Source organism: Streptomyces sp. NPDC045026, from assembly GCF_056432625.1.
Genome location: NZ_JBWKIS010000015.1, coordinates 166,096 through 192,082 on the forward strand (window position 1 = coordinate 166,096; position 25,987 = coordinate 192,082).

A 25,987-nucleotide genomic window follows, 5' to 3' on the forward strand; every position below is an offset into this window, starting at 1 on the left:
CGTGCTCACGCAGCCATTCCGTGGTCGGCCTGGGCCGGCCTGTCGTACGTCACGACCAGTTCACCGTTCTGGGCGTCCACCCGGATCGTCGAGCCGTCGTCGACATCGCCGCGGATCAGGGCCCGCCCGACGAGCGTTTCGACCTCGTGCGAGATGAAGCGGCGCAGCGGCCGTGCCCCGTAGACGGGGTCGAAGCCCTGCTGGGCGATGAGCTCGCGGGCCTGATCGGTGAGCTCGACGCTGATCTGGCGTTCGGCCAGGCGCCGGCGCAGGTCGTTGAACTGCAGCTCGACGATGCGCTTGATCTGGTCCATGCCCAGCGGCTTGAACAGCACGACGTCGTCGACGCGGTTGAGGAACTCGGGGCGGAAGTGGCTTTGCAGTTCGCCCATGACCAGGGCCCGCGCATCGGGTTTGATCTCGCCCTCGGGGGTCACCCCGTCGAGCAGATGGGCGGATCCGATGTTGGAGGTCATGATGACGACGGTGTTGCGGAAGTCGACGGTGCGGCCCTGGGCGTCGGTGATTCGGCCGTCGTCGAGTACCTGCAGCAAGGTGTTGAAGACATCGGCGTGTGCCTTCTCGACCTCGTCGAACAGGACCACGGAGTAGGGCTTGCGGCGTACCGCCTCGGTGAGCTGACCGCCCTCCTCGTAGCCGACGTATCCGGGCGGCGCTCCGACCAGCCTACTGACGGTGTGCCGTTCCTGGTACTCGCTCATGTCGAGACGGACGATGCTCTCCTCGGTGTCGAACAGTGCCGCGGCGAGCGCCTTGGCCAGCTCGGTCTTTCCGACGCCGGTGGGGCCGAGGAAGATGAACGAGCCGATGGGCCGGCGCGGGTCGCGGATGCCGGAGCGGGCCCGGATGATGGCGTCGGTCACCAGCTTGACGGCCTCGTCCTGGCCTATCACCCGCTCGGTGAGGATCTCGTCGAGCCGCAGCAGCTTCTCCCGCTCGCCTTCCTGCAGCCGGGTCACCGGGATACCGGTCCACGCGGCGACGATCTCGGAGATCTCGTCCTCCGTGACGACCTCGCGCAGGAGCCGGGTCTCCCCCTGCTTGGCGGCGAGCGCCTCCTCTTCGGCGGCCAGCCTGCGCTCCAGTTCGGTGAGCTTGCCGTAGCGCAGTTCGGCGGCGCGGCTGAGGTCGTAGTTCCGCTCGGCCTCCTCGGCTTCCTGACGGACCTGTTCCAGTTCCTGACGCAGCTCCTGCACCCGCCGAATGGCCTGGCGTTCGGCCTCCCACTGGGCGTTCATGGCGTCGGCCTCGGCGCGCAGGTCGGACAGTTCGCGCCGGAGCTCTTCCAGCCGCTTTCGGCTGGCGGGGTCGGTCTCCTTCTCCAGGGCCGCATCCTCGATCTCCAGGCGGGTCACCCGGCGGGTGATCTCGTCGAGTTCGGCCGGCATGGAGTCGATCTCGGTGCGCAGCCGGGCGCAGGCCTCGTCGACGAGGTCGATGGCCTTGTCCGGCAGGAACCGGTCGGAGATATAGCGGTGGCTGAGGGTGGCCGCGGCGACCAGCGCGGTGTCCTGGATCTTCACGCCGTGGAAGACCTCGAGACGTTCGCGCAGACCGCGGAGAATGGAGACGGTGTCCTCCACGCTCGGCTCGTCCACCACGACCTGCTGGAAGCGCCGTTCGAGGGCGGCGTCGGATTCGATGTGCTTGCGGTACTCATCCAGCGTGGTGGCGCCGATCATGTGCAGTTCGCCGCGGGCGAGCATCGGCTTGAGCATGTTCCCGGCGTCCATCGCGCCCTCGGCGCCGCCACCGGCTCCGACGACCGTGTGGAGTTCGTCGACGAAGAGCAGGATGCGCCCCTCGGCGGCCTTGACCTCGCTCAGCACGGCCTGCAGTCGTTCCTCGAACTCACCGCGGTACTTGGCGCCCGCCACCAGCGAGCTCATGTCGAGGGAGAAGATGGTCTTCTCGCGCAGCCCCTCGGGCACGTCACCGCGGACGATCCGCTGTGCCAGGCCTTCCACAATGGCGGTCTTGCCGACGCCCGGATCGCCGATCAACACGGGGTTGTTCTTGGTCTTGCGGCTGAGGATCTGCATGACCCTGCGGATCTCTGCGTCCCGGCCGATCACCGGGTCCTTCTTGCCGCTTCGCGCCTCGGCGACCAGGTCTTGGCCGTACTTCTCCAGCGCCTCGTACGCGGCCTCGGGCGTCGCCGAGGTGACACGCTGGTTTCCGCGGATGCGGGTCAGCGCGGCGAGGAAGGCGTCCTTGGTGATGCCGTGTTCCTTGAGCAGGCGTCCCGCCGCTGTCCTGGATCCCTCGTCGGCCAGTGCCAGGACGAGGTGCTCCACGGACACATATTCGTCCTTGAGGCGCTTGGCCTCCTGCTCGGCGGTGTCCAGCAGCTTGGCCAGCCGCTGGGTGACATACACCTGGCCGGGTGTGGCGCCGGGTCCGGTCACCTTCGGTCTGCGCGACAGCTCGCTCATGAGCGAGGCGCGCAACGCCTCGGTGTCGGCCCCCGCTTGGTCGAAGAGCCGCGGCACCAGCCCGTCCGGCTGGTCGAGGAGAGCGAGCAGCAGATGCTCACCGTCGACCTCGGTCTGGTCCATCCGGCCGGCGATCGTCTGCGCTTCCTGAAGGGCTTCCTGGGACTTCTGGGTGAGCCGGTTCATATCCACGATTCATCACTCCTCGAGCCGGCGTTGCTGCGCCTCAACGCGGCCTCCAGCTCGCTGACCCGGTCGAGCAGGTCGAGCACCAGACCGAGGGAGGCGTAGTTGAGGGGGAGCCCGGCCCGTAGCCGTTGGATGCGGGCGAGAGTTGCGGGCGCGCCCGGGTCGAACCACAGTCGGCCGCTGTCGTCGCGGGTGGCGTCGACCAGGCCGAGGGTGACGAACCGCCGGACGAGGTCGGGGTGGAGTCCGGAGCGCCGGGCCACGACGTCCAGGCTGAGTCTGTCGACGGGCACGATGGCGTAGTTGCGGACAACGACGTTCAGCGGCCGCTGCTTGTCCGGCGCCGTCGACCGGCGATGCCCGGCCTCCGGCCCGGCGGCAGCGCGCCGCGGATCATGGTTCATCCTGGCTTCCTCGGGTCGAAGGTGGACACGGCAGCCAGCTCCTCGAAGAGCTCACGCTCCCGGTCGCCGAGTTCGGGCGGCACCATGATCCGGACCTCCGCGTAGAGATCTCCGTTGGCGCCACGGGGGTTGGGCATGCCCTCGCCGCGCAGCCGCAGCCGACGGCCGCTGGACGAGCCTTTGGGAACGGTGACTTTGGCGGTGCCGCCGGGCGTGGGTACCGGTACTCTCGCGCCGAGCGCCGCCTCCCAGGGCGTGACGGGAAGAGCGACGTGGATGTCCCGGCCCTCCAGGCGGAATCGCGTATCGGGCTTGATCCGTACGCGGAGGTACAGATCTCCCGGAGGACCGTCGTCGCTGCCCCTGCCGCCTTCCCCGGCCAGCCGGATGCGCTGTCCGTCGACCACGCCACGCGGGATGTTGACGTCGTAGGTCCGCTGTCCGCCGGGCCCGGCGAGGGTGATGCTGCGATGGCCGCCGTGGTAGGCCTCCTGGACACTGAGCTGGATCTCGGCCTCTTGGTCGGCCCCGGGAACCGGGCCCCAGCGTCCGCCGCCTCTGCCGCGGCCGTATATCCCGCCGAACAAGTCCTCGAAGTTGATGCCGGAGCCGTCGAACCCCTCGCCGTAGTCGGTGAACCGGACCCGGCCGCCGCCGTCGCCGGTCGACCAGCTGCGGCCGCGGCTGCGGCCTTGGGCTCCCGCCCCGGCCCCCACGCCCGCGCCCACCCGTTCTTCCCAGTCCTCCGGGATCTGCCGGAAGTTCTCGCCGAAGCGGTCGTAGCGCTTGCGCGTCTTGGGGTCGGACAGCACGCTGTACGCCTCGTTGAGCTCCTTGAAGCGCTCCTCGGCCTGCGGGTCCTTGTTGATGTCGGGGTGGTGTTTGCGGGCCAGTTTGCGGAAGGCCTGCTGTATTTCGTCGGAGCTCGCGTTGCGCTGCACCCCGAGCACGTCGTAGTAGTCCCGTGCCATGGGGCGTCACTCCTGCCGCTTGCTGACCAGGACGGCCGCGGGGCGCAGCTGCCGGCTCCCCTCGCCGTAGCCGGGACGCACCACCTGCACGACGGTGTTCGGCTCGGCATCGGGGGCGTCGACGGTGCCGACGCCGTCGTGCCGGGTCGGGTCGAAGGGCACTCCGGTCTCCTCGTAGCGGGGATACCCGAGCCGGCGGAGCACGTCGACGGCCTGGTCGCGTACGGCCTTGACGCCTTCGACCACGGCGGACGGATCGGATCCGGCATGTGTGAGCGCCAGGTCCAGATTGTCGACCACCGGCAGCCAGGCCGCCGCGGTGCGGACGCGTTCCTCGTTCCGTACGGCGTCCAGTTCCTTGGCGTGGCGCTTGCGGAGGTTGTCGAGGTCCGCGAGGGCCCGGCGCCAGCGGTCCTGGAGCTCGTCGAGGGCCGCGGCGTGGTCGTCCACCTCCGGCTGCTCCGGGGGCAGGGCCTGGCTCAGCTCGTCCTGGGGCGTCGTCGGCTCCTGTTCGGTGGACATCGCCGCACCTCAGCTCTTGTCGAATTCGGCGTCGACCACGTCGTCGTCGGATCCGGCGGAGCTGCCCGAAGCACCGTCTGCCCCGGCGTCCGCCGTGGCCCGCTCCTCCGAGGACGGGCCCGCGCCTGCCTGGTGGGAGGCCAGCGAGGCGTGGATCTGCTGGAGCTCGGAGGTCAGCGACCTGACCTTGTCGAGCGGCGCTTCTCCCTTGACGGCTTCCCTGGCGTCGGTGACGAGCATCTCGGCGCGGGCCTTCTCGTGCGCGGGTGCGGCGTCGCCCAGCTCGTTCAGCCGGCGTTCGACCTGGTAGGCCACGGCGTCCAGTTCGTTGCGGGCGTCCACCGCCGCGCGCAGCGCCTGGTCCTCGCCGCGGTGCGCTTCGGCCTCCTGGACCATCCGCTCGACCTCGCTCTGGTCGAGGTTGGAGCCCTCGCTGATGGTGATGCCCTGCTCGGCGCCGGTGTCCTTGTCGCGTGCGGTGACGTTCAGGATGCCGTTGGCGTCGATGTCGAAGGTGACCTCGACCTGCGGCTCGCCACGGGGCGCGGGGCGGATGTCCTTGAGCTGGAAGCGGCCCAGGACGCGGTTGTCGTTCGCGAGCTCGCGCTCTCCTTGCAGGACGACGATGTCGACGGCGCCTTGGTTGTCCTCGGCGGTGGAGAAGGTCTCCGTGCGCCGCACCGGGATGGTGGTGTTCCGCTCGATGATCTTGGTCATGACACCGCCGCGGGTCTCCACACCCAGCGACAGCGGGATGACGTCGAGCAGCAGCACGTCCTTGACGTCGCCCTTGAGCACTCCGGCCTGGATCGCGGCGCCCATGGCCACGACCTCGTCGGGGTTGACGCTCATATTCGGGTCCTTGCCGCCGGTCAGCCGACGGACCAGGTTCTGGACGGCGGGGATACGGGTGGAGCCGCCCACGAGGATGACCTCGTCGATATCGTTCTCGCTGATCTTGGCGTCGGCCATCGCCTGCTTGACCGGTTCCATGGTCCGCTCGACCAGGTCGGAGGTGATCTGGTCGAACGTGGACCGCATGACCGTCTCGGTCAGATGCTTCGGGCCGGCGGCGTCCGCGGTGATGAACGGCAGGCTGACCTGCGTCTGAGTGACCGAGCTGAGTTCGGTCTTGGCTTTCTCCGCGGCCTCGAAAAGCCTTTGCAGGGCCTGCGGGTCGCTGCGCAGATCGATGCCGTTGTCGCGTTGGAAGTTGTCCGCCAGGTAGTCCACGAGCCGTCGGTCGAAGTCGTCACCGCCCAGGTGGCTGTCGCCCGCGGTGGACCGAACCTCGACCACCCCGTCGCCGACGTCGAGGAGGCTGACATCGAAGGTGCCGCCGCCCAGGTCGAAGACGAGCACGGTCTCGTGCCCCTTCTTGTCCAGCCCGTAGGCGAGCGCCGCCGCCGTGGGCTCGTTGATGATGCGCAGGACCTCCAGTCCCGCGATGCGCCCCGCGTCCTTTGTCGCGGTGCGCTGGGCGTCGTTGAAGTAGGCGGGGACGGTGATGACGGCTTCCGTCACCTTCTCGCCCAGCTGCTTCGCGGCGTCGTCGGCGAGCTTGCGCAGGACCAGTGCGCTGATCTCCTCGGGCGCGTACAGCTTGCCGCGTACCTCGAAGCGCGCATTGCCATGGTCGTCGGCGACCACGTCGAAGCCGACGGCCTTCGCCTCGTCGGAGATCTCGTCGTAGCGGCGGCCGATGAATCGCTTGGCCGAGTAGATGGTTCCCTTGGGGTTGAGGATCGCCTGGCGGCGGGCCAACTGGCCGACGAGCCGCTCGCCCGTGTCGGTGAACGCGACGACCGACGGGGTCGTGCGGCTGCCCTCGGCGTTCGGGAGAACCGTCGCCTCACCGCCCTGCCATGCGGCGATCACCGAGTTGGTGGTTCCGAGGTCGATTCCGACTGCCTTAGCCATGGGGATACTCCTTCATCGAAAGCCACGGAAGCGTTCGCGCGCCCTGTGCCGAGGGTTCTCACTTCTCGGTGGCGGCGGTGCCGGCCGCCGCGCTTCCGAGCCGGTTGAGCAGCTTGGCGGCCTGATCGGCCACCTCTGCGTCCGCCACGACCTCGTACCGGCTCGGCTGCATCGCTCTCACGGAAGCGAAGTCGCGGCGCCCGCGCTGCATGCTGTACAGAAGCAGCCCGAGCAGCGCGCCGATCACTGCGCCGAAGATCAGCCCGTAGAGGGCCAGCAGCAGCGACGACAGCACCGGGTTGAGCCAATTGAGCAGGCCGAAAAGCCAGCCGATCAGAGCGCCAGGCAGAGCGCCGGACGCGGCCCCGCTCAGCGCCGCCCTCCCAAAGCCGACACGACCGACAACTTGTTCGACGAGTTGCAGGTCGTGGCCGATGATGGCGGTTCGTTCAACAGGGAACGCCTGGTCGGATAGGTAGTTGACTGCGTGCTCCGCCTCCGCGTAGGTGGGGTAGGACGCGATGTTCCGACGATCCTGCTGGCTCATGTCCCCTCCTCCCGGCGACAGACCACTGCTACTGGTTCACGGCTGACCGCTTCAGTCTCGCCATCGCAGGCGCCCCGCGGCCTGCGCCTGCGAGGCCGAAATCCGTAGGCAATCTCGGTCTGCCAGGGTGAGCTGATCGAGGTCGACATATCGGACAAGATCTGCGTCATTGGGTAGTGTTGATCCCGGGCGAGTCCCTCAGAAAGGCCCGTGATCCACACCATGGCCACGACCTCGGGCACGACGGGCCGGTCCCCCGGTAACAGATGGGGCCGCGAGCACCTGGCGAACTTGTACGGCCTTTTCGTGCTCTCGATGATCATGAATGACGCGCCGGACGAGAGCGACGTCCTGACGCGGGCCCTCACCGCCGTTGGCACCCTCGGCCCGTGCCGCGCCGAGGCCGCTTACCTCACGTTCGACAACGGCCCGACCCGCACACCCGCCGACTGGCCCCACGCCACCCCCCACCTTGATGCCCAGGTCCGGAGACTGGGCGGTCAGGGTGGGCCGGTCACGGTGCCGGACCGGGCATGGGGCTGGAGCTTCGCGCTGCAGAACAAGGCGGACAACATCGGCTACCTGGTGGTGAGCGCGCTGTCCCGGCCCACCGATGACGAGTTCTTCCTGTTGCGGGTTCTGGCCCAGCAGACCGCGGCGGGCCTTACCCATGCCCTGGCCCGGCGCACGGAACGCGACCGTACGCAGCAGCTCCGGCGGGTCAACGACGACCACGCGGCCCTGAACGCCCGGCTCAGCACGTCCGTCTCCGAACTGGAGCGGCAGCGCTCCGTCCACGAGACGCTCAGCCAGGCCTCCGCGGACGACGGCGGGGTACAGGGCATCGCCGTGGTCCTCCACCGGCTCACCGGGTACCCGGTCGCCGTCGAGGACCGCTTCGGCAATCCGTGGGCCTGGGCGGGTCCGGGCCGTCCCGACCCGTACCCCAAGCCCGAGGCGGGCCGGCACGAAGAGCTGCTGCAGGAGGCGGCCCGCCGGCTGCGGCCGGTGCGGGTGGGGGAACGGGTGATCGCCCTGGCCCGGCACCGTGGCGAGATCCTCGGCACGGTGGCCCTGATCGACCCCGAGGCGAGCACCGGTGAGCAGGAGGAGTTCGCCCTCGACCACACCTGCACCGCGCTGACCCTGGAACTGGCCCATCTGCGCAACCTGGCCGAGGTGGAACTGCGGCTCCGCCGCGAGCTCGTGGACGACCTGATCACCGGCACCGATGACGAGAGCGCCTACGCACGGGCGGCCGCCGTCGGCCACGACCTGCATGGCCCGCATTACCTCGCCGCGGTGCAATGGGTCGGTCGGCCGGCCGGCGACGCGTTCGTGCAGGCGGTCGGCAGGGCGGCGGCCGGCCTGCGGATGCGGTCGCTGCTGGCCAGACGCTCCGGGAAGGCCGTCCTCGTGCTGCAAGGGCGTCCGAAGGCGATGGCCCTGCACGAGGCCGTGGTGCGCGAACTGGGCTCGCCCACCGGTGCGATCGGCGTGGGCGGCCGCTGCGACACCCCGGGCGAGATCCCGCGCTCGTTCCAGGAGGCGCTGCGCGCACTGGAGGTCCGCCAGCGCTCACAGACCCCGCACGGCACCACGACCTTCGACGAGCTGGGCCTGTACCGCATCCTCGGGCCGGGCGGCAGCTACCGGGATGTCGAGCAGTTCGTCCGTGAGTGGCTCGGCCCGCTCCTGGACTACGACGCCGCACACCACGCGGACCTGGTCCGGACCCTCTCCCGGTACTTCGAGTGCGGCGGCAACTACGACGGCACGGCAGCCGCTCTCGGCATCCACCGCAGCACCCTGCGCTACCGGCTCCAGCGCATCCGCGAGGTCAGCGGCAGGGGCCTCGCAGACGTCGACAGCCGGCTGAATCTGCACGTCGCCACCCGGGTGTGGAAAGTCCTGGGCGGCTCATTCTGATCGGGAGAACAGCGTGGATCAACGGAGTGCCGACGCCCCCGTGGCTGCTGTCGCTCACCTGGGCGGAGTACCGCTGACTCCTGGCGACCACATCTGTGCCCTGTACCGGGGACGTGCCGAGCGGGACCGGCTCATGACCCCGTTCTTGGCGGACGGCCTGAGTGCAGGGCACATCTGCCTCCTCATAGGCACCGAAGGCGAGGGCCGTACTTTCCGCGACATCCTGGCCTCTGCCGCCCCCGCGGTGGGCCGGGGCGGCAACAACTTCCAGATCAAGGGCCCGAATGAATATCTGCAGGACGGGACCTTCGACGGAGACCGCACCCTGGCCCGTATGTACGCATGGTCCGACGAAATATTCCCGTCCGACAAGCGCACCTGCGCCCGGCTTGCCGCCGATATGAGCTGGGCCCAGCCCTTGGTGCAGCCCGCCTTCGTCCAGGACCTGGTCCGGTACGAGATGCACGCGACCCGGTGGCTGCGGTCGCATCCCCAGGTGGGGATGTGCATGTACGACCTGGAGCTGTTCCACAGTGACCTGATCGTCCCACTGATCAAGGCCCATCCGAAGGTCTGGCTGAACGGCATGATCATGGAAAATCCGTACTTCCTCGATCCCGATGAGGAGACCGGGCCACCGGCCTCCGGGGAGACCTGACACCGCGCACGGCTCCGGCCGTGCGCACATCCCGCCGTCCGGTTCCGGCACGAAACCCCGGCTTGCCGCACGGAACGCGGCGCTGCCTATCCGCCGTCCTTGGGTGGCGGAGTCGAGCCGTCACCGCGCCTCCGCCGGAGTTCCTGTTCCTCTTCCGCATCTGCCGCCTCTTCCTCCGGTGCCGTTCGCTCCTGCCGGTCCTCCCGCGCCTCCCGGACCGACTCGACATCCCGTTCCAGCGGTGTCGTGCCCAGCGCGGCCGTCAACTCCTCCAGGGCCCCCAGCAAAAGTTCCGCGCCACGCCGCACCACCGGATCGTCACCGCCGTCCGCGCCCTCCCAGGCGTCGAGCGCCGCCGCTACCCGCTCCCATCCCGGGGCCCGCCGCTCACGTACGTCCCGCGCCGCACGCGCGGTGTCCGCCCGCAGGGCCGCCGCGAACAGTGCGGCTTCCGGGACGGGCCGCACCCCTCGTCCCGGAAGATGGGCCTCCAGAAGCATCGCCGCCCGCCCCATCGACTTGAGCGCCTCATACGCGTCCTGGGCCGCACTGCGGGTCAGTCCACGATGCTTCACCGGCTCTTGCTTGGACCGCTCGAAAGCCTCGTCCCACGCGGCCTCCTTCTTACGGGAGGCAAGCAGTGCCTGCCGCACTTCCGCGCGATGCCCGCCGCCGGGATCCGCGTAGCTGCCGACCACCGCCGCCGCGTACCGCCCGTTCGCGGCGAGCCAGTCCGCGAGACGGTCCAGCAGCCGCGGGGTCTCCCAGGCCGGAAAGACCACATAGGCCAGCATCGCGAGCGCACCGCCGAGCAGGGTCAGAAGCACTCGGTCCCGCACCGTCTGGTGCCACTCCTCGCCCCCCATCCCGAGCAGGAAGACGACATATGCTGCGGCGAAGGACTGCGAGACCGCGTACCCGGTGCGCATCAGCAGGTACATCAACCCGGCCGAGAACACGGCCAGCCCGCCGGACAGATATGCGCCCGGGTGAGCCAACTGCACCACTCCGGTGGCCAGTCCGACGCCGACGAGAGTGCCGGCGAACCGGGCCACAGCACGGGAGTAGGTCTGGTGGAAGTCGGGCCGCAGCACCATGACGGAGGTGATCGGCACCCAGTAGCCGTGGCCCAGTGGAAGCGCATTGCCGAGCAGATAGCCGAGGCAAGCCACCCCGGCGAGGCGTACAGCGTGCCGGAGAACAGTCGAGTCCCAGGTGAGCTCGCGGCACATCGCACGCAGCACGACCGGCACCATCCGGAACATGGTCGGACGCACCAGTGCCGGGGCGTTCGCCGCGTGAGTGTCGCCACTGTCCGCGATCTCCACGACCTCGCGCAGCAGATCGAACAGCCGCACCGCTGCCAGCCGCGCCGGCCCCCGCAGCACCTCCTCCCCGCCCCCGAGGGCCTCCATGGCTTCGGAGGGCACCCGGACCGGGGTACCGCGGCGGATCGAGTGGGCAGTGGCGTCCAGCACCTCGCCGGCCGCCTTCAGGAGTTCCCGCGTCCGGTCGCGTTCCGGCCCCTCCGCCGGAGCGCCGACCCGGGGATCGGCGAGTGAGGCGAGGACCGGGCGGATGCGCTCGGCCAGACCGCGGGGGCCGTTCAAGGCGGCGGGCCGCCGGCGCGCCTGCCACGGCGTGACCGCAGCGGCGTCGCGGGCCGTCATCATCGGTTCCGGGGCGAAGGGGGCCACCGGGTCGTGCCGCAGCCGCCGGGCGTAGTCGGCCACGGCGGCGAGGGCGTCGGCGAGCGCATCCCGGTGCGCTCCCCAGCGGCGGATCGGGAACAGCAGGATCAGCGTCGCTTGCACCACACCGCCGAAGGCGATCACCGCGGCGTGCTCCAGCGCCTGCACCACGGTGGTCGGCAGGGTGATGGCCACCAGCATGATGCCGATCGTGGTGGCCGCGACGATCCCGGCGGTCGAGCCCGCGGCCCAGGCCATTCCGGCGCCGAAGGACCACACGGCGAGCAGCAGGAGGAACGGCACGGGGTGCGCCCCCGCCAGATATCCCAGGAAGGTGCTGAGCGACAGGCCCGCGCCGGCGGCCAGCGCAAGCACCTTGCGCGGGCGCCAACTTCGCTGGAACGTGGCGGTGCCGGCCGAGAAGGCTCCGAACGCCGCGGACGTGGCATAGGCCGGGGAGACAAGCCACAGCGCGAGCCCGATCACGGTCGCCACTCCGACCGCGGCGCGCAGTGCGACCAGCGGCTCGAGCCGGGTCCTCTCAATCGTCAGCCCGGAGCGCACGATCAGCCCCAGCGCCCGCAGCCACGTCACGGCGCCGAGCTTAGGGCGAGGCCGGGGCCGTCCGCCGTGAGCCGCACCGTGCACCCGTCCACGCGAGCTACCACGCGGTGCCGCCCGGGTGCGAACCGAGGAGTCCGGCCGGAACGCCGGCCACCAGACGGGGCGGACCCAGGTGCCGCTGTCACGGGCGCCGGCCCCGCGGCATCCCGATGTGTGGCGGCTGCGCTCGGGTTCCGGGAGCCGGGCAGCCAGCTGAGTGTTCGCCGCGAGCCAGTGAGAGCAGCTACTTGGGATCTTCTCCATTCGGTCGTGTAATCGTCTTCATGAGGCGGGGCAGGGGGATGAAGCCGTCCGTCGTTCCGAGTTCTCGCGGGGTCGGTCCGGCGAGTGTGGGGTGTCCGCGAGGCGTTCGGCGCGAGCGGTGACCGCTTCGCGGTCTCCTGCGAGGCTTCGAGTTCGTCGTCGGTGAGGTCGAATTGCTGGAGCATCTGGTCGATGCTGTCCTTGACGGCTAGCAGTTGGCCGCGGGTGGAGTGCTTGGGACGTAGAACGGGCAGCGTGCGCAGGCCAGCCGGTGCGGACACTTGGCGAAGAAGTCGTCATTGCAGTAGCGCGCTCGCCCAAGCCGTAGTGCTTCCCGGGCTGTTCGCCGCCTGGTGGGTGGCTCCGGTGAGGATGGACTCGCGGTCGATGAGGACCTGGATGGTGCGGAAGTTGCGGGCGAAGTAGTCCGCCTTCTTGTGGGACGCGGTGAGGGTGCGTTGCAGGTTCGCCGCGTAGTAGCGGGTGCCGGCAGGGTGCTTGTGTCCGATCCATTGCTGCAGGTCGTTGCGGGGGTAACGGCTCGCCGGCGTTGGGAAGGTGGGGGGCGATGGTGGCGCGGGCCCGCTGGCTGGTGAGCGCGTCGCGCGAATCGGACTGGGGGACACCGATGCCCGGCTTCCGGTTCGGCGAGGCACGGTAGGACGGGGAGCGGTTGACTGTTCCCGAACTGCCGCCGGTGCCCGTGACACCGCGGGGCGGGTGCATTGGCACAGGGCGGCGCGGGGACGGCAGGCGGGGCGTGAGTCTGGCTCAGGATGATGGTGTGCTACTGGGGACGCCGTCACGTGAGTGACGGGGTCACAGGCCCAACTGGATTTTGAGCAGGCATACGACTACGTCGGTGCGGGAACTCAGCAGGCCGGCCATCAGAATGCCTCGTTGGTTCTGGAGAATCCGGTAGCGGCCGTGCAGGGGTTCCACCTGGGGGATGAGTACGGCGACCTGCCCGCCGTTGCGGGCGAGCTGCTCGACGTAGCCGATGACTGGATGCACCAGGGAGTGCTGAGGGCTGTCGATGATGTCGAGCCGTGGGCCGGGGTTCCATCGCGCCCAGTCGGCGCGCATGGCGTCTGCTTTCGTCCGGTCGTCGAAGACGGCGACCACGACGACCTCATCGCCCAGTGAGGACGCGGCGTTGAGGGCGGCGACGGCGACCATGTCGACTCTGCCCAGGGGGACGATGACCAGACTGTGGGTTCGTGTGGGGCGTGGCGGGGTGCCGTCCAATCTGAGTTGGTCGCGAACGCGCGTGTAATAGCGCTCGATCCGGGAGAACAGCAGCATCAGCAGCGGCACGATGAGGACGACGATCCAGGCACCGGCGAGGAACTTGGTGGTGAGCAGGACGATTCCGGCGACGGCGGTCAGCACAGCCCCGACGCCGTTGATCATGGCCCGGGGCAACCAGCCGTCGGGGCGTTGCATGCTCCAGTGCCGGACGAGGCCGATCTGGCTGATGGTGAAGCCGACGAAGACGCCGATGGCAAAGAGCGGGATCAGGCGCTGGGTGTCGGCGCTGACGACGACCAGCGTGACGCCGGCCAGCACCGCCAGGGCCACGACGCCCCAGCGGTGGACGGGCCGCTCCGAGCGGAGGGCGAACAGATGAGGGAGACGGTCGTCCTTGGCGAGGACACTCATCAGGACCGGAAGGCCGCCGAAGCTGGTGTTCGCGGCGATGCCCAGTACGAGAGTGACGATGAGGCTGATGGCGTAGTAGGCCCAGCCGGTCCCGAAGGCGCCGGCGGTCAGCTGGGCCAGCAGTGTCACACCGCCGCGTGGCACCACGTGATGGCGGCGAATCAGCAACGACAGCCCGATGAGCATGGCGCCCAGCAGCAACCCCAGCATCAGCTCGGTGTGTTGCGCCCGCTTGACGCGTGGTTGGCGGAACATCGGAACGGCGTTGGCGATGGCCTCCACCCCGGTCAGCGCCGAGCATCCCGCGGAGAACGCCTTGAGCACGAGGAGCACGCCCAGCGCCTCGACGGCAGGGAAGGACTGGGACGTTCCGACCGTGGCTGCGGGATGGGCCCGAAACAGCCCCACCACGATGACAGCGGTCACGCTGACGATGAACAGCACCGTGGGCAGCATCAGCACCCGCGCGCTGTCCGCGATGCCGCGCAGATTGACGACGGTGAGGGCGAACAGCGCGATCAGGCATACGGCCAGAAGGTGATCGGAAAGGACGGGAAACGCCGATGCGAGGCTCGCGGCGCCGGCGGCGAGACTGACGGCGACGGTGAGGACGTAGTCGATGATGAGGCTGGCCGCGGCCATCAGACTGACGGGTCTGCCCAAATCCTTCTTCGCCACGGCGTAGGCTCCACCGCCGTCCGGGTGCACGGCGATCACCTGGCGGTAGGAGACGACCAGGACGGCCAGCAACGCGGCGATGACCAGGGTGATCGGCAGCATCGCCGTGAGCGCGCCCGAACCGGCGGCCACCAGCACGACGACGATGGCCTCCGGGCCGTAGGCGACCGAGCTGAGGGCGTCCAGTGAAAGGGCGGCCAGCCCCTGGATCACGGTCAGGTGGGACTTTCCGCCCTCGCCGTGACGCCGTGGGACCTTGGGGTGAGGTTTCTTGGACGCAAGCCCGAGCGTCACGTGAAACTCACTCGTTCATTTGGCGGGGGCACCCACCCATGCCGGGCCGTGGCACAACGGCAATGCTCATGATGTCTCCATTTCGGTAAGAGGTGACCGCCTGATCCAGCTTCGGGGAGTCTGCGGGGACCTGCACGCCCACCGCGCTGGAGGGGTGCGACGTGGAGGACACCCCAGGCACAGGTTCTGGACCTGGCGGACATCCAGGGCACGGTGCTGCGGCCACGGCCCTCGTCCTTCACCGACGCCTACTTCCTGCTTCCTGCTTCGCATCGACGACCCGGCGGACGGCCGCCGCATGCTGCGGCGCCTGGCACCCCAGGTGGCCACAGCGGCCAACTGGTGGGACGCCGGAGAGGGCCTGGCTGAACGTGGCCCTGAGCTCTTCCGGGCTGCGTGCCCTGGGCGTCCGCGAGTCATTACTGGAGAGCTTTCCGGCGGAGTTCCGCGGAGGGATGTCGCTCAAGGGGTTCGGCCGGGTGGTGATGCTCATGGAGAGCGACGTCCTGCGGGCCGACAGTCGTTTCGTCCCCGAGGCGGAGCGGTTCGCCGAGGACTTGGAGGCGGACACCGCGCAGGCGGCAGTCGACGTGCGCGAGCACAGGAATTCCGGACTGGGAGTGCGTGGGGGAGGCGCTCCACGCGTGGGAGGGCGCCGCCGACGGGGACCGGAAGCCCGGTGGTGCGGCGCGGGGCGGAACTGCAGAAGCGGGCCTTGGAAGACCTCGCGACGGCGGTGAGCCGCACACCCCTGGAACGGGACGTCGGCTTTGGCTCGCGAGGAGCAGCGGGTGCGGGCGGCCGTGGAGGCGGAAGGTGACGGATCAGGACCCGCACACCGGGATGGGTGACGGCGCCGGCTACGGGGAGCGCCGCGCCTCCTCGAGCGGGAGGTAGTCTCCGGGCCGCGTCGAGCGCCGCCACACGTACACCGCTGTCGCCATCACGAGGATCAGCCCCGCCAGGATGAGCAGTTCGATCCCCTCAACGTTCCACCGGAAGGACTTCTCCGCCTCGGCTGTCACGATGAGCACCCTGCGGATGCCGGCAATCAGGCCAACGACGAGGAACGGCTCCGCGTCGAGGGTCTGGTTCCTGATGGTGAGGCGGACGGTGTGGAGCAGCTCGGCCACGATGAACAGCACAAGGCCGTTGTCCAGGGCGGAGAGAACGACCGTCTCCTCACGGTATGGCCCCTGGATCGACCTGATGACATCGTGGACGACCCCGACGGTCAGGAGCCCCGCGAGCAGTACAAGGAGCGCCGCGACGACGAGGTGGATGCCGTCCTCGATGAGCTGCAAGAGGCCCTGTACCCGGCCGCCCTCGAACTTCGGGGGTATGGGTCGCACACTCAGCATGCTAGGTGTTCTCCGGCCCGCAGGCGCGGCGTGATGCCGAACGGGTGGACGAGCGGACCGCCCTGTGATGGCAGCCTGGGGGAAGCGTCGAGGCGCGACATCACCGGGGCCCACCCAGCGGCAGGACAAGGGTGTGTGAGGCAGCCCGACGCGGACACGAACGGCAGGAACCTGCGGCTCGTCCTGGTCGCCTATCCGAGCCTGCCCTCTGACATGGCCCGGGACCTCGCCCCCGCCTGCCGGAGGAGTCTGCGCCGCCGCATCGCCAGGGGCATCCGCTGGCAAGCGGACACCGTTGCCCGCCGTCATCCCTGGCCTGGTCGCTGATCGTTCGGTGCGGGCGCCGCGCATTTCGGGCTGCCGCCGGCCCGGGCAGCCCGTCACATACATACCCGCCCCGCCCCCACCGCGTCCCAGCGCCCGGGGGCGGATCGAAGCCCTGGTCCCGGGCGGACCAGGGCTTCGATCGACGGCCAGGCAGGGGGAACGGGCATCTGCTGCTGCCCCGGCGCCCGCGGTACGGGTCCCGTGGGGTCTTTGCAACCTGTCTATGTGTCACCGTGACCAACGCGCCCGCGCCGGATGGACACGGCGCGCTCAGGCGGCGGGAATGAGTTCGGCGCGGCCGAACAGCAGCGCGAACCCGGAAGGGAGCTGGCGCAGGATGCGGGTGAGGAGGTCGGGGCCGGCCAGGGCCGCGACGGCGGCGAAGACGGCTCCGGTATTCCAGCGGGTGGTGGCCAGGGAGGCACCGGTGCGGTCGGCGAGGTCCTTGACGAAGGCCCAGCCGGTCAGGGGCGGGGAGTCGGGGATCTGAGTCGTGAGGACACGTGCGGCTTCGAAGGGGAGGCGGCCGGCGAGCTCGACGCGTTCGTCGCCCGTCAGCTGGCGTCCGAGTCCCTCGAGGACCAGATGGGTGACTTCCTCGGCCCGCTCGCGGGTGGGGTAGGCGCCTTCGTAGCGGACCTTCTCCAGCATCTGCGCGTAGGTCATCGCGGGCAGCTGCTGCAGTGGTGTATGCAGGTCGGAGATCACTGCGGTGGTTGCCTTTCTGTCGCCGGGATAGTGGTGCCGGTATGCGGGCACCAGGTGAGTGGGTGGGTGATCAGGCGGGCTGGGGGCGTCCGAAGAGGAGGTCGTAGCCCGCGGGGAGCTGGAACAGGATCTGCCCCAGCAGGTCGTCACCAGCCGCATCGGCGGCGGTGCTGAGGACGGCGCTGACGTCCCAGGCCGCGGTCTGCTCGGTGGCCCCCTCGATCCAGGCCGCCGTCGCCCGAACGAACCGCTCCGGTGGCAGCGGCTCGGCGCTCTGCAGTGGGTTGAGGAGGATGAGGGCGAAGTCTTCCGGCAGGCGCGCCGCGAGCTGGGCGCGCACCGCGCCGACCAGGTGCGCCCCCAGCAGGGCGAGCACCACACGGGCCGCGCGTTCTGCTTCCTGCAGGCTGTCGTACTCACCGCGTTCCTTCACCCGGTCGAGGAACGCCTTGCGTCGCAGGGTCACCGCCGCCACCTTCTTCGGTCGATGGGGTGCGGAGGACGGGAGAGGGGGAGATCGGTGACCCGTCCTCCGCCGCTGTTCGGTCCTTGTCGCCGTTGGGTCAGCCGGAGATCTCCTTACGGCCGCCGCCGATGGCGATCTTGCGGGGCTTGGCACGTTCGGCGATCGGGATCCGCAGGGTGAGCACGCCGGCGTCGTAGTCCGCCTCGATGCGCTCGGTGTCCAGCGTGTCGGCCAGCGCGATCTGGCGGGAGAAGACACCCAGCGGCCGCTCCGACAGTTCCATCTGCACGTCGTCGGCCTTCGCCACGGGCCGGCGCTCGGCCTTGACGGTCAGCATGTTCCGCTCGACGTCGATGTCGATCGCGTCCGCGCTGACGCCGGGGATGTCGAAGGCCACCACATACCGGTCGCCCTCGCGGTAGGCGTCCATCGGCATCGTGGACGGCCGCGACCAGGTGCCCGGGCCCATCAGCTGCTGAGCCAGCCGGTCCAGTTCACGGAAGGGGTCAGTGCGCATCAACATCGTGAAAACACCTCCAGCAGGTTCGGGCAGTTGCTGCCAATGCGCTTCACTGAAATCGTTGTAACATGTCATCCAATGGATGACAAGCGCGGTGTCGTCCAGTCGATGACAAGCCCGAGGGAGGTGCCCGTGACAGCAGCCGACCAGTCGGCCTCGTTCAGCGCCGACGACCGAAGCCCGGCTTCGTTCCTCGCCGCCGCGGCGGCCCTGCACGCCATAGACGACGCCCTGCACGCCGCCCAGCAGGGCGCCTCCGGCACCCCAGCCGCCGGCCCCGGCGCGGAGCAGGCCCTGGCCTCCCTGCTGCTGTTGCGGCAGGTCCGCGAGCAGCTCGCCGGATGGGAGACCGGCCTGATCGAAACGGCCCGGCACGCGGGAGCCACCTGGGCCGACCTCGCCCACCCCCTAGGCGTCGCCAGCCGCCAGGCCGCCGAACGCCGCTACCTGCGCAACCGGCCCGGCCCCGCCGGAACCACCGGCGAACAACGCGTCCAGGCCACCCGCGAACGCCGCGCCGCCGACCACACCCAAGCCGAATGGGCCCGCCGCAACGCCGCCGACCTGCGCTGCATCGCCGGCCAGATCACCGCCCTCACCGACCTCCCCACCGCCGCCCGTCACCCGCTCGACCAACTCCACGCGGCCCTCGCCCACAACGACCCCGCCGACCTCATCCACCCGCTCAATGCCACCCGCCCCCACCTGACCACCGCCCACCCCGACCTCGCCGCCCGACTCGACACCCTCACGCGTAACGTCACGGCCCTGCCCCCACCCGGCTGACCGAACACCCCCCGTCGGAGCAGGCGACCGTTCCGGCATCGGGTATCCCGCGTACTTCCTGGCGGGTCAATGGGGTCGGCGGCCCTGGCGGCGCGAGCTCCGGGGGACGTAGCTTGGCCGGTCCAACAAGATCCGGACCATATCCGGACCACGCCCGGCACAGCGATCAGGTGATCACCAGGCTGAGCTGAATTGGCGCGCGCCCTGACTCTGCGTTCCGACCTCCGCAAGCGGTTCGGAGCCGCACTTTGCCACGTGGTTCGCGTCAGACGCGGGCGAAGTCGCGGGGGCGGAACTTCCCGCTCTTCAGGTGCCTCTCGATGTCTTCGAGGCTGTGCCCGGTGAGCTCCGGCATTCGCCGCCATACGAACAGCCACGCCGCGACGTTGAACATCCCGTAAATCCAGAACACCTGGCCCACACCGAAGATGCTGATCATCGTCAGCAGGGTCAGCGTGATCAGCAGGTTCGTGCTCCAGAGCGTGGCCGACTGCACGCTTGTGGCGGCGGCACGCACCGACAGCGGGTAGATCTCGGAGCCGGTCAGCCAGCCCATCAGCTGGAGCCCGCCAGCGTTGAAGAACATGAAGGCGAGCAGGCAGGCGACGATGGATGGCACGTAGTCACGGGTGGCGTGGCCGGTGATGAAGAAGGCTCCGAGGGCGAACAGGCTGACCGCCGCGCCGGGCACCATCACAAGGGTCAGCCGACGGCGCCCGACCTTGTCGACGATCACCAGGCCAACCACCATCATCACCAGGTAGGTCATGCCCAGCGCCACGCTGACCGATAGAGCGGTCGTTGTGGAGAAGCCGTTGTCGGTCAGGATGGTCGGGGCGTAGTAGATGATCATTTCGATGCCGGACAGCTGGGTGAAGACGGCGATGCCGCAGCCGACCACCAAAGCCGGGCGCACCCATGGCTGCCACAGCCCGCTCCACCCGCGGTTGCGTCTGCTGGTCCGCTGCTGGCGTCCCTCCAAGGCGACGAACTCCTCGAGCTCGGAGGAGATGTCGTAGCCGTCGGGCCGTATGTCCTCAAGCACCCTTGCGGCCTCGTCCACGCCGACGCGGCCGTGTCTGAGGACCAACCACCGCGGGCTCTCGGGCAGGCGCATCTGCAGGAGAAGCATCACCAGTGCCGGTACAGCGGCCGCGCCGATCGCCTCCCGCCACGACACAGCCTGGCTCGCGCCCACGAGCGTCGCGATGACGATGCCAACGCCGATGGCGAGCTGGAAGCAGAGTACGAGCCGTCCGCGGATCGCCTTGGGGGCCAGCTCGGCGATGTACATGGGCACGGTCTGGGTGGCACCACCGACGGCGAAGCCGAGCACCACCCGGGCCAGGGCCAGGCTGACCGCGGTGGGGGCGAGCGAGCTGCTCACGCTGCCGAGCATGAACACCACGCAGATCAGCAGGATCGTGCGGTGCCGGCCGATGCGCGCGGACAGCAGGCTGCAGGCAAGGGCGCCGATCACGGCGCCGAGCAGGATCGCGGCGGCGATCACCTCCTTCATGTCGTTCCCGATGTGGAATTCCTTGGAGATCTGGAGCAGTCCGCCGGAGATGATGCCCGTGTCGTAGCCGTACAGCAGTCCGCTGACGGCAGATACCACGGCCGCCATCAGCATCCGCCCGTTCAGGACCTTGGTCGGTGGCGCCTTGCCTGCGATATGGGTCATGGTTCCTCCAGGGCGGTGAACGGACCCTCATCCATCCTCGAACCCGGGGGCTTGGCCCTCATCGCACGGCTGTCCTGCCGCGCCGAGGCACAGTACGTGACGGCCTGTAGCCGTTGGCATTCACTCGCGAAGCACCAGACGACGGTGACAGAAGGGTTCGGCATGCCCAAGGTCGGCATTCGCAATGTCCTCGGCAGCACCGAGACGACACAGAACCCAAACCTCTCGGTGACAGCCTGCGCGTAGCGGGTGACTGGCGACATGGCCCAGGGAGGCACATTGGTCTCTTCGTCTCACCCCACGGGGCCTAGCCAGGCTTCCGCGCCGTCGCCACCCGCTACGAGAAACGCGCCTACATCTACCTCGACACCATCACCCTCGCGGCCCTCATCATCTGGCTCCGCACATGATCCAAGAAACAGTGCCTAATGGGCGTCGAAGGGGCGGTCACGGAGCTCTGATGCGGGCCAGTGGCCCTCGAGCCCCGTGACCAGACGGGGGGCGGCGTACAGGACCAGACGTCGCCACTCCCCAGTGCTGTCCTGGTACAGGAGGCCGGTTCTTTGCGCGGGCCAGGCAAGTGTGGATGTGCCGGCAGTTGCCTTGGCCAGTTACATGCCGAGCACCCGTCGGGTCTCGGCGGCGATCTGCTGTGTCTCGCCGGTTGCGACCACGAGAACCGGGACACCTCTCCCCGCCTGATCGATGCGTCGGAGGCCTTCCCGCATCAAATCGCCCAGTTCGGGGACGAGCAGCCCGCCTTGTACACCGAGAACAGTCAGGGCCGAGCAGATCTCCTCGCGCACCTCGGGTTGGTCTTCGCCGATCTCCCCGGTGAAGACCAGCGCGTCCAGCCGGTCCAGCGAGGCGGCCATCGAGGCGATGCCCCTGCGGCAGCTGAGTGTGAACGTCGCCAGCGCCAACGCGGCCGCGGCATCACCCTCCGCGCGGGCGCGCACCAGGTCCCGGGTGTCTCCCGAGGTACCGGAGAGGCCGAGCAGACCGGAATGCTGGTGGAGTGCGTCATCCAATTCGTCCGTGCTCAGACCGTGCCGCCGCTGCAGCCACAGCAGCGCGCCGGGGTCGAGGCTGCCGCTGCGCCGGCTCATCACCAGGCCTTCCAGCGGAGTGAGGCCCATGGTGGTGTCCACGCTGCGTCCGTTCCGGACGGCGCAGGCCGAGCAGCCGCCGCCCAGGTGCACGAGCACGACCTGGAGGTTGTCGACGGGTCGGCCCAGGGCCTGCGCCGTCCTCTGCAGTGCCCACGAGTAGGAGAGCCCGTGGAAGCCGTACCGGCGCAGCCCGTATTCGGCTCGCCATCGCTCCGGCACGGCGTACGTGCGCGCCTGTGCCGGCAGATCCTTGTGAAAGACAGTGTCGAAGCAGGCGACATGAGGAACGTCGGGCAGGAGTTCTCGTGCGGCATCGACCACAGGCAGGGCAGGGGTCACGTGCAGCGGCGCGAGATCGGCGACGTCCGCCAGCAGAGCCCGTACGCGTGCGTCGATCAGCGTATGTCCAGTCAGGCGCGGACCGCTGTGGACGATGCGGTGACCAACCGCCGCAGGAGCGGGCACCTCGCTGAGGAAGTTCCGCAGTTCCGCCGCCGCAGCAGGCCCCGGGGGCTCCGAGGCGTCTCGATCCGCCACCCGTTCACCGTCCGCCGCGTACAGAGCGATGTGAAGGCTCGAAGAGCCAGCATCAAGGACCAGTACGTGACCGTCACGGCTCTCGTGGGAGCGGTCAGCACTCATCACACACCTCCAGTGCACTCGAGTCCTCCGGCACGGTGCGCCCGCCACGCAGCAACGGGCCCAGTACAAGTTCCCCGCCATCGCTTCGCGCCACTCCGGCAACGCACGGTCTCCGCTGTTGCTCGCGGAACGGTAAGAACTCGGCAGGTTGCGGACGTCCAAGGACTCAGCGGTGACGACCTGCCAGGTCGTGCCGTTGATGAACCCGACGGCCGCGGTGGCGAAGACGCGCGTGCAGGGTCCCGGGGTACACCGCCCAGGGGCGGTTGGCGCGCACCATGCCCAGGACCAGTCGGACGTGCGCAGCCCTGGCACCGCGTAGCGCTCGTGTCTGGATTCCTCCCCGGGTGCCGGCCGGCCGACGACGGGGGAACCAGAGGCTCTTCGTCCTGCGCGGTCTGTTGCCTGACGACGCCGGCCACCGCCTGCCGCACCCGGCGCCGCAGACGTCGGGAGCCGAGGGCGGGCGTGAGACAGTGCGACCCTGTGCTCAGGGTCGGCCTCGGTGCGGACCGGGTTGTGCTCCGCCCAGCTCGGCAGGTCGGGAGTGCGACGACCACTATGCCGTCACATTCGCCGAAGGCACCGAGATCACCGGACGGACCATCGTCCTGGCGACAGGCGCCCGGTACCGCAGACTCGACGTCCCCGGTATCGACCGGCTGGAGAGGACAAGCGTCTATTACGCGGCGACCTCCTACGAGGCGCAGCAGTGCCACGAAGCACCGGTCGCCGTGGTCGAAGGCGGCAACTCCGCAGGACAGGCCGTGCTCTTCCTCGCGAAGCGTGTGCCCCGAGTGCAATTGCTCGCCCGTGCCAAGGATCCGGGTGCGGGGATGTCGCGCTATCTCGTCGATCAGATCGAACGCCATCCTCGCGTGACGGTATTGCCGCACACCGAAGTGCGCGAGGTGACCGGCGGGCAAGTCCTGCGGTCGCTCGTCGTGGAGGACAAACACACCGTGAGCGCCGCGAACTGGAGGCCCGTGCCTTGTTCGTCTTCATCGGCGCCCAGCCCTGTACCGCCTGGCTTTCCGGCAAACTCTCGCTCGACCAGCGCGGCTTCGTCCTCACCGGCGCCGACACCCAGGCCCGTACGATCCGCGCCCTCTGGCAGGGCCAGGGCCGGAACTGCATGTCCCTCGAGACCGGACTGCCCGGGGTCTTCGCGTCGGGCGACGTCCGCAGCGGCTCCTGGAAGCGGGTCGCTCTGCGGTCGGCGGGGGGCGATGGCCGTCCATCTCGTCCACGAACCCCTCGGCCATACCGCCGCCGACTCGGCGATGGAGATGTGAACCATGACCGCAACCACGGAAACAGGCACCGTCACCACCCGCATGCCCGCCCGTCTCGACCGGCTGCCCTGCACACGGTTCTCAGCGCGTCGTGATCGGCCTCGGCACCGTGTGGATCCTCGATGGACTCGAAGTCACGATCGTCGGCGCCATCGCCTCCCGGATGACCGAGCCGGGTGGCGGCATCGCCCTGACCGCATGGACCTTCTTCCTGCTGGTGTCGGTGACCTTCTTCGTGGCCTCGGCAGGAGCGAGTTCGGCGTATCTAACAGGCAGCGAGGTGTTCCCCATGGAGACTCGCGCACTGTCCATCTCTCTGTTCTTCGCCGTCGGTACGGCCACCGGAGGCATCACCGGACCACTGCTCTTCGGACGGTTCATTCACCGACGGCTGGCCACCACAGAACCCAAGCACCCGGCGGCATCCGCCGGTAAGCGGGGCGCCGCGGCAGCCAAGGGCCTGCAGCCCGTGGCCCCTGCCTGCGCGGGTTTGGCGCTGCAGATGTGCGGCGCCATGCCTGCTGCTTCCCGGAGACTGAGCTGCGCTCGGCATCCACCGACGTCAGCGCCTGCGTCTTCGGAGTACCTGCGCCACGGCTGCGCTCTCCGGCTCTTGCGGTCACGGATCAGGGGGCTGCCACTCGAACATCAAGATCGTGGCGTCGTCGCTGAGTTCGTTGTGCCGATGCTCGAGGATGGCGTGGATGAGCAGGCGCAGCACTTCCGGGGCGCTCTGCCCCGCTGCGGTCGACCGGATGATGTAGTCGGTGAAGCGCTCCAGGCCGAACTCTTCGCCTGCCTCGTCGCGTGACTCCACGACGCCGTCTGAGTAGAGCAGTATTCGGTCACCGGGTTCGAGGCTGACGTCGTGCACCTGACGGGCGGCCCCGGCGAGACTGGCAGGCAGACCCAGAGGAGGCTCAGGTGGCCGCTCCAAGGCCTCACGGAGCAGGCGGTGGCGACGGATGAGCAACGGAGGCGGGTGGCCGCAGTTGCACCATCGCAGCACACCGGTGGGCATGTGCAACTGGGCGAAGATACCCGTGCAGAACTGCTCCGGAAGCCACTTCGCCAGCGCCTCGTCCACGGTGCCCACGAGTTCGTTCAGGTCTGCCCCGCTGCGCCGGGCGTTACGGCAGCCTGCCATGGCGACAGAGGTGGCAAGCCCGGACGCCAGGTTATGCCCCATGCCGTCAAGGATCGTGGCGTGCAGAACGTCCTCGGTGAACGCATGGTCGAATGCATCGCCGCCCAGTTCGTACGCAGGCTCCAGGACCGCCGTCGAAACGACCCGCCCGGTGCCGATCGACCGGGGAGGAAGGAAGGCCCTCACCAGCTCTGTAGGCAGTTCCATCGGCCTGGTACGCATGCGCTGCGCGATGGTGTCGCTGTAGGTGCGCTTGGATGTGACGATCAGTGCCAGGATCAACGCCATCGTCCGGCAGCGCCGTAGCTTGAGCCCGTCTAGGGTGTCCATGTTCAGTTCGAGGACGCCCAGCCGTTCCGCCCCGTCAGCCAGGGGCAGCCATACGTTCAGCCCGTCGGCGTGGTCTTCTTCCACCCGGAGAGAGCCGGTGCGGTAGGCCCATCCGGCAAGGGAAGCGTCGAGTTCGAATTCCGGCTCGCCTTCGACGAGCGGCAACAGCAGTCTTTGCTGGATGTCGGCCAGATAGACAACCGCCCGGCCCACACCCATGGCCTCGGCATACCGGTTCACGACCACAGGCAGTTCTGCGGGTGATGCCAGCTGGGCTGCTGCGACCAGTTCCTCCAGCAGCCGCTCCCCGGGCCCGACGGACATGTTCCTGTCCATGGCTTCGATGATCCCTGAGAGGTCGAGCCTCCACAATCTGGACCGGTGAGGGGGTGCTCCAGGCAGTCGCGCAGGGGGCATCAGGCGGCGGAGCAGGGCGGGCAGGCTTCGGGCCAGGGCGGACAGGATCGCGCGGTCGGCCCACGACAGGCGGGGGGCGCGGGGTGTGGCGGCGGCGCAGCACCGTGACCTCGTGCCGGAGTACGAGTATCTCCATCTCCTTTGACCGGTTGGACCGGCCGTAGAGGACAAGCCGGCCGAGTATCCGACAGAAGATCATGTAGGGCAGTCGCAGAGCCACTACCGACGATCATGCCCAGCCGACAGCGTCAGCCAAAAATCCAGGTCAACGCACGCGTGGAATAAGGACACCCTTCAGGGTCGGCCCAGTGAGGGGCCCTGCGCTTCTCGGACACCGGTGTTGAGGGTTCTCCTTATGCCGCTGCCTGCAACACCTCGTACTCGGCGTGGACTTCTGCGGGAGT

The 25,987-nt window shown here is 69.1% G+C and carries 19 protein-coding genes and 4 pseudogenes; 8 read left to right on the top strand and 15 right to left on the bottom strand.

Annotated elements, in window-relative coordinates; translation table 11 throughout:
- Positions 1-5: 5 nt before the first annotated feature.
- From clpB to AC07EJ_RS28700, 6 genes are read right to left on the bottom strand one after another with little or no spacing between them, the layout of a single operon-like run.
- A complete protein-coding gene (clpB, locus tag AC07EJ_RS28675; protein WP_393588560.1) occupies positions 6-2,648 on the bottom strand; it encodes an ATP-dependent chaperone ClpB in 2,643 nt (880 codons plus the stop codon).
- Complete coding sequence (locus AC07EJ_RS28680) at positions 2,639-3,049, bottom strand: chaperone modulator CbpM (protein ID WP_470703432.1); 411 nt, start codon at positions 3,047-3,049, stop codon at positions 2,639-2,641. Before AC07EJ_RS28680 ends, clpB begins: the two co-directional genes overlap by 10 nt.
- The gene (locus tag AC07EJ_RS28685) at positions 3,046-4,020 is read right to left on the bottom strand and encodes a DnaJ C-terminal domain-containing protein (protein WP_478885336.1); all 975 of its coding nucleotides are present in this window, start codon (positions 4,018-4,020) and stop codon (positions 3,046-3,048) included. The genes AC07EJ_RS28680 and AC07EJ_RS28685 overlap by 4 nt, the downstream gene beginning before the upstream one ends.
- A gap of 6 nt (positions 4,021-4,026) precedes the next feature.
- On the bottom strand, positions 4,027-4,542 hold the full coding sequence (locus tag AC07EJ_RS28690; protein ID WP_100598373.1) for a nucleotide exchange factor GrpE: 516 nt from the start codon (positions 4,540-4,542) through the stop codon (positions 4,027-4,029).
- 9 nt (positions 4,543-4,551) lie between these two features.
- The gene (gene dnaK, locus AC07EJ_RS28695; protein WP_393588554.1) at positions 4,552-6,462 is read right to left on the bottom strand and encodes a molecular chaperone DnaK; all 1,911 of its coding nucleotides are present in this window, start codon (positions 6,460-6,462) and stop codon (positions 4,552-4,554) included.
- 58 nt (positions 6,463-6,520) lie between these two features.
- The gene (locus AC07EJ_RS28700) at positions 6,521-7,009 is read right to left on the bottom strand and encodes a general stress protein (RefSeq protein WP_100598371.1); all 489 of its coding nucleotides are present in this window, start codon (positions 7,007-7,009) and stop codon (positions 6,521-6,523) included.
- 222 nt (positions 7,010-7,231) lie between these two features.
- Between AC07EJ_RS28700 and AC07EJ_RS28705 the strand changes: the two genes are divergently transcribed.
- Both AC07EJ_RS28705 and AC07EJ_RS28710 read left to right on the top strand, forming a co-directional pair.
- Positions 7,232-8,938, top strand: a complete 1,707-nt coding sequence (locus tag AC07EJ_RS28705; RefSeq protein WP_478885337.1) for a PucR family transcriptional regulator — start codon at positions 7,232-7,234, stop codon at positions 8,936-8,938.
- Between the two features lie 13 nt (positions 8,939-8,951).
- Positions 8,952-9,596 (top strand): MEDS domain-containing protein, encoded by a 645-nt coding sequence (locus AC07EJ_RS28710; RefSeq protein ID WP_393588551.1) that lies wholly within the window; start codon positions 8,952-8,954, stop codon positions 9,594-9,596.
- An 86-nt stretch (positions 9,597-9,682) separates the two neighbouring features.
- Here the strand turns inward: AC07EJ_RS28710 and AC07EJ_RS28715 are convergent, their stop codons facing one another.
- Together AC07EJ_RS28715 and AC07EJ_RS28720 are read right to left on the bottom strand one after the other, a co-directional pair.
- On the bottom strand, positions 9,683-11,881 hold the full coding sequence (locus tag AC07EJ_RS28715) for an FUSC family protein (protein WP_478885338.1): 2,199 nt from the start codon (positions 11,879-11,881) through the stop codon (positions 9,683-9,685).
- Between the two features lie 1,092 nt (positions 11,882-12,973).
- Entirely contained in the window at positions 12,974-14,788 is a 1,815-nt protein-coding gene (locus tag AC07EJ_RS28720) for an APC family permease (protein ID WP_478885339.1), read from the bottom strand.
- Between the two features lie 458 nt (positions 14,789-15,246).
- Between AC07EJ_RS28720 and AC07EJ_RS28725 the strand changes: the two are divergent.
- Positions 15,247-15,639, top strand: a pseudogene (locus AC07EJ_RS28725) (FUSC family protein); the annotation flags it as partial.
- 9 nt (positions 15,640-15,648) lie between these two features.
- Here AC07EJ_RS28725 and AC07EJ_RS28730 read toward each other — a convergent pair.
- Positions 15,649-16,149, bottom strand: coding sequence for a phosphate-starvation-inducible PsiE family protein (locus AC07EJ_RS28730; RefSeq protein WP_393588544.1), 501 nt, complete (start codon positions 16,147-16,149; stop codon positions 15,649-15,651).
- 135 nt (positions 16,150-16,284) lie between these two features.
- On the opposite strand from AC07EJ_RS28730, the gene AC07EJ_RS28735 reads away from it, so the two are divergent.
- Positions 16,285-16,476, top strand: coding sequence for a hypothetical protein (locus AC07EJ_RS28735; RefSeq protein WP_478885340.1), 192 nt, complete (start codon positions 16,285-16,287; stop codon positions 16,474-16,476).
- Positions 16,477-16,746: 270 nt separating this feature from the next.
- Here the strand turns inward: AC07EJ_RS28735 and AC07EJ_RS28740 are convergent, their stop codons facing one another.
- The 3 genes from AC07EJ_RS28740 to AC07EJ_RS28750 form a co-directional block, all read right to left on the bottom strand.
- Entirely contained in the window at positions 16,747-17,142 is a 396-nt protein-coding gene (locus AC07EJ_RS28740; protein WP_393588576.1) for a DUF2267 domain-containing protein, read from the bottom strand.
- Positions 17,143-17,254: 112 nt separating this feature from the next.
- Entirely contained in the window at positions 17,255-17,650 is a 396-nt protein-coding gene (locus tag AC07EJ_RS28745) for a DUF2267 domain-containing protein (protein WP_393588540.1), read from the bottom strand.
- 97 nt (positions 17,651-17,747) lie between these two features.
- Complete coding sequence (locus AC07EJ_RS28750) at positions 17,748-18,173, bottom strand: Hsp20/alpha crystallin family protein (protein ID WP_393588538.1); 426 nt, start codon at positions 18,171-18,173, stop codon at positions 17,748-17,750.
- Between the two features lie 129 nt (positions 18,174-18,302).
- Between AC07EJ_RS28750 and AC07EJ_RS28755 the strand changes: the two genes are divergently transcribed.
- Positions 18,303-18,956 (top strand): type III effector protein, encoded by a 654-nt coding sequence (locus tag AC07EJ_RS28755; RefSeq protein WP_393588537.1) that lies wholly within the window; start codon positions 18,303-18,305, stop codon positions 18,954-18,956.
- A 265-nt stretch (positions 18,957-19,221) separates the two neighbouring features.
- Here the strand turns inward: AC07EJ_RS28755 and AC07EJ_RS28760 are convergent, their stop codons facing one another.
- Complete coding sequence (locus AC07EJ_RS28760; RefSeq protein ID WP_478885341.1) at positions 19,222-20,640, bottom strand: sugar porter family MFS transporter; 1,419 nt, start codon at positions 20,638-20,640, stop codon at positions 19,222-19,224.
- Positions 20,641-20,954: 314 nt separating this feature from the next.
- Here AC07EJ_RS28760 and AC07EJ_RS28765 point away from each other — a divergent pair.
- Positions 20,955-21,050 (top strand): annotated as a pseudogene (locus AC07EJ_RS28765) (IS5/IS1182 family transposase); the annotation flags it as partial.
- A gap of 201 nt (positions 21,051-21,251) precedes the next feature.
- Here AC07EJ_RS28765 and AC07EJ_RS28770 read toward each other — a convergent pair.
- On the bottom strand, positions 21,252-22,289 hold the full coding sequence (locus AC07EJ_RS28770; protein ID WP_393588534.1) for an acetate/propionate family kinase: 1,038 nt from the start codon (positions 22,287-22,289) through the stop codon (positions 21,252-21,254).
- Positions 22,290-22,945: 656 nt separating this feature from the next.
- Here AC07EJ_RS28770 and AC07EJ_RS28775 point away from each other — a divergent pair.
- A pseudogene (locus AC07EJ_RS28775) lies at positions 22,946-23,689 on the top strand (NAD(P)/FAD-dependent oxidoreductase); the annotation flags it as partial.
- Positions 23,690-23,692: 3 nt separating this feature from the next.
- Positions 23,693-24,074: pseudogene (locus AC07EJ_RS28780) on the top strand (hypothetical protein); the annotation flags it as partial.
- 234 nt (positions 24,075-24,308) lie between these two features.
- On the opposite strand, the gene AC07EJ_RS28785 reads toward AC07EJ_RS28780, so the two are convergent.
- A complete protein-coding gene (locus AC07EJ_RS28785; protein WP_478885342.1) occupies positions 24,309-25,502 on the bottom strand; it encodes a PP2C family protein-serine/threonine phosphatase in 1,194 nt (397 codons plus the stop codon).
- Positions 25,503-25,987 lie beyond the last annotated feature (485 nt).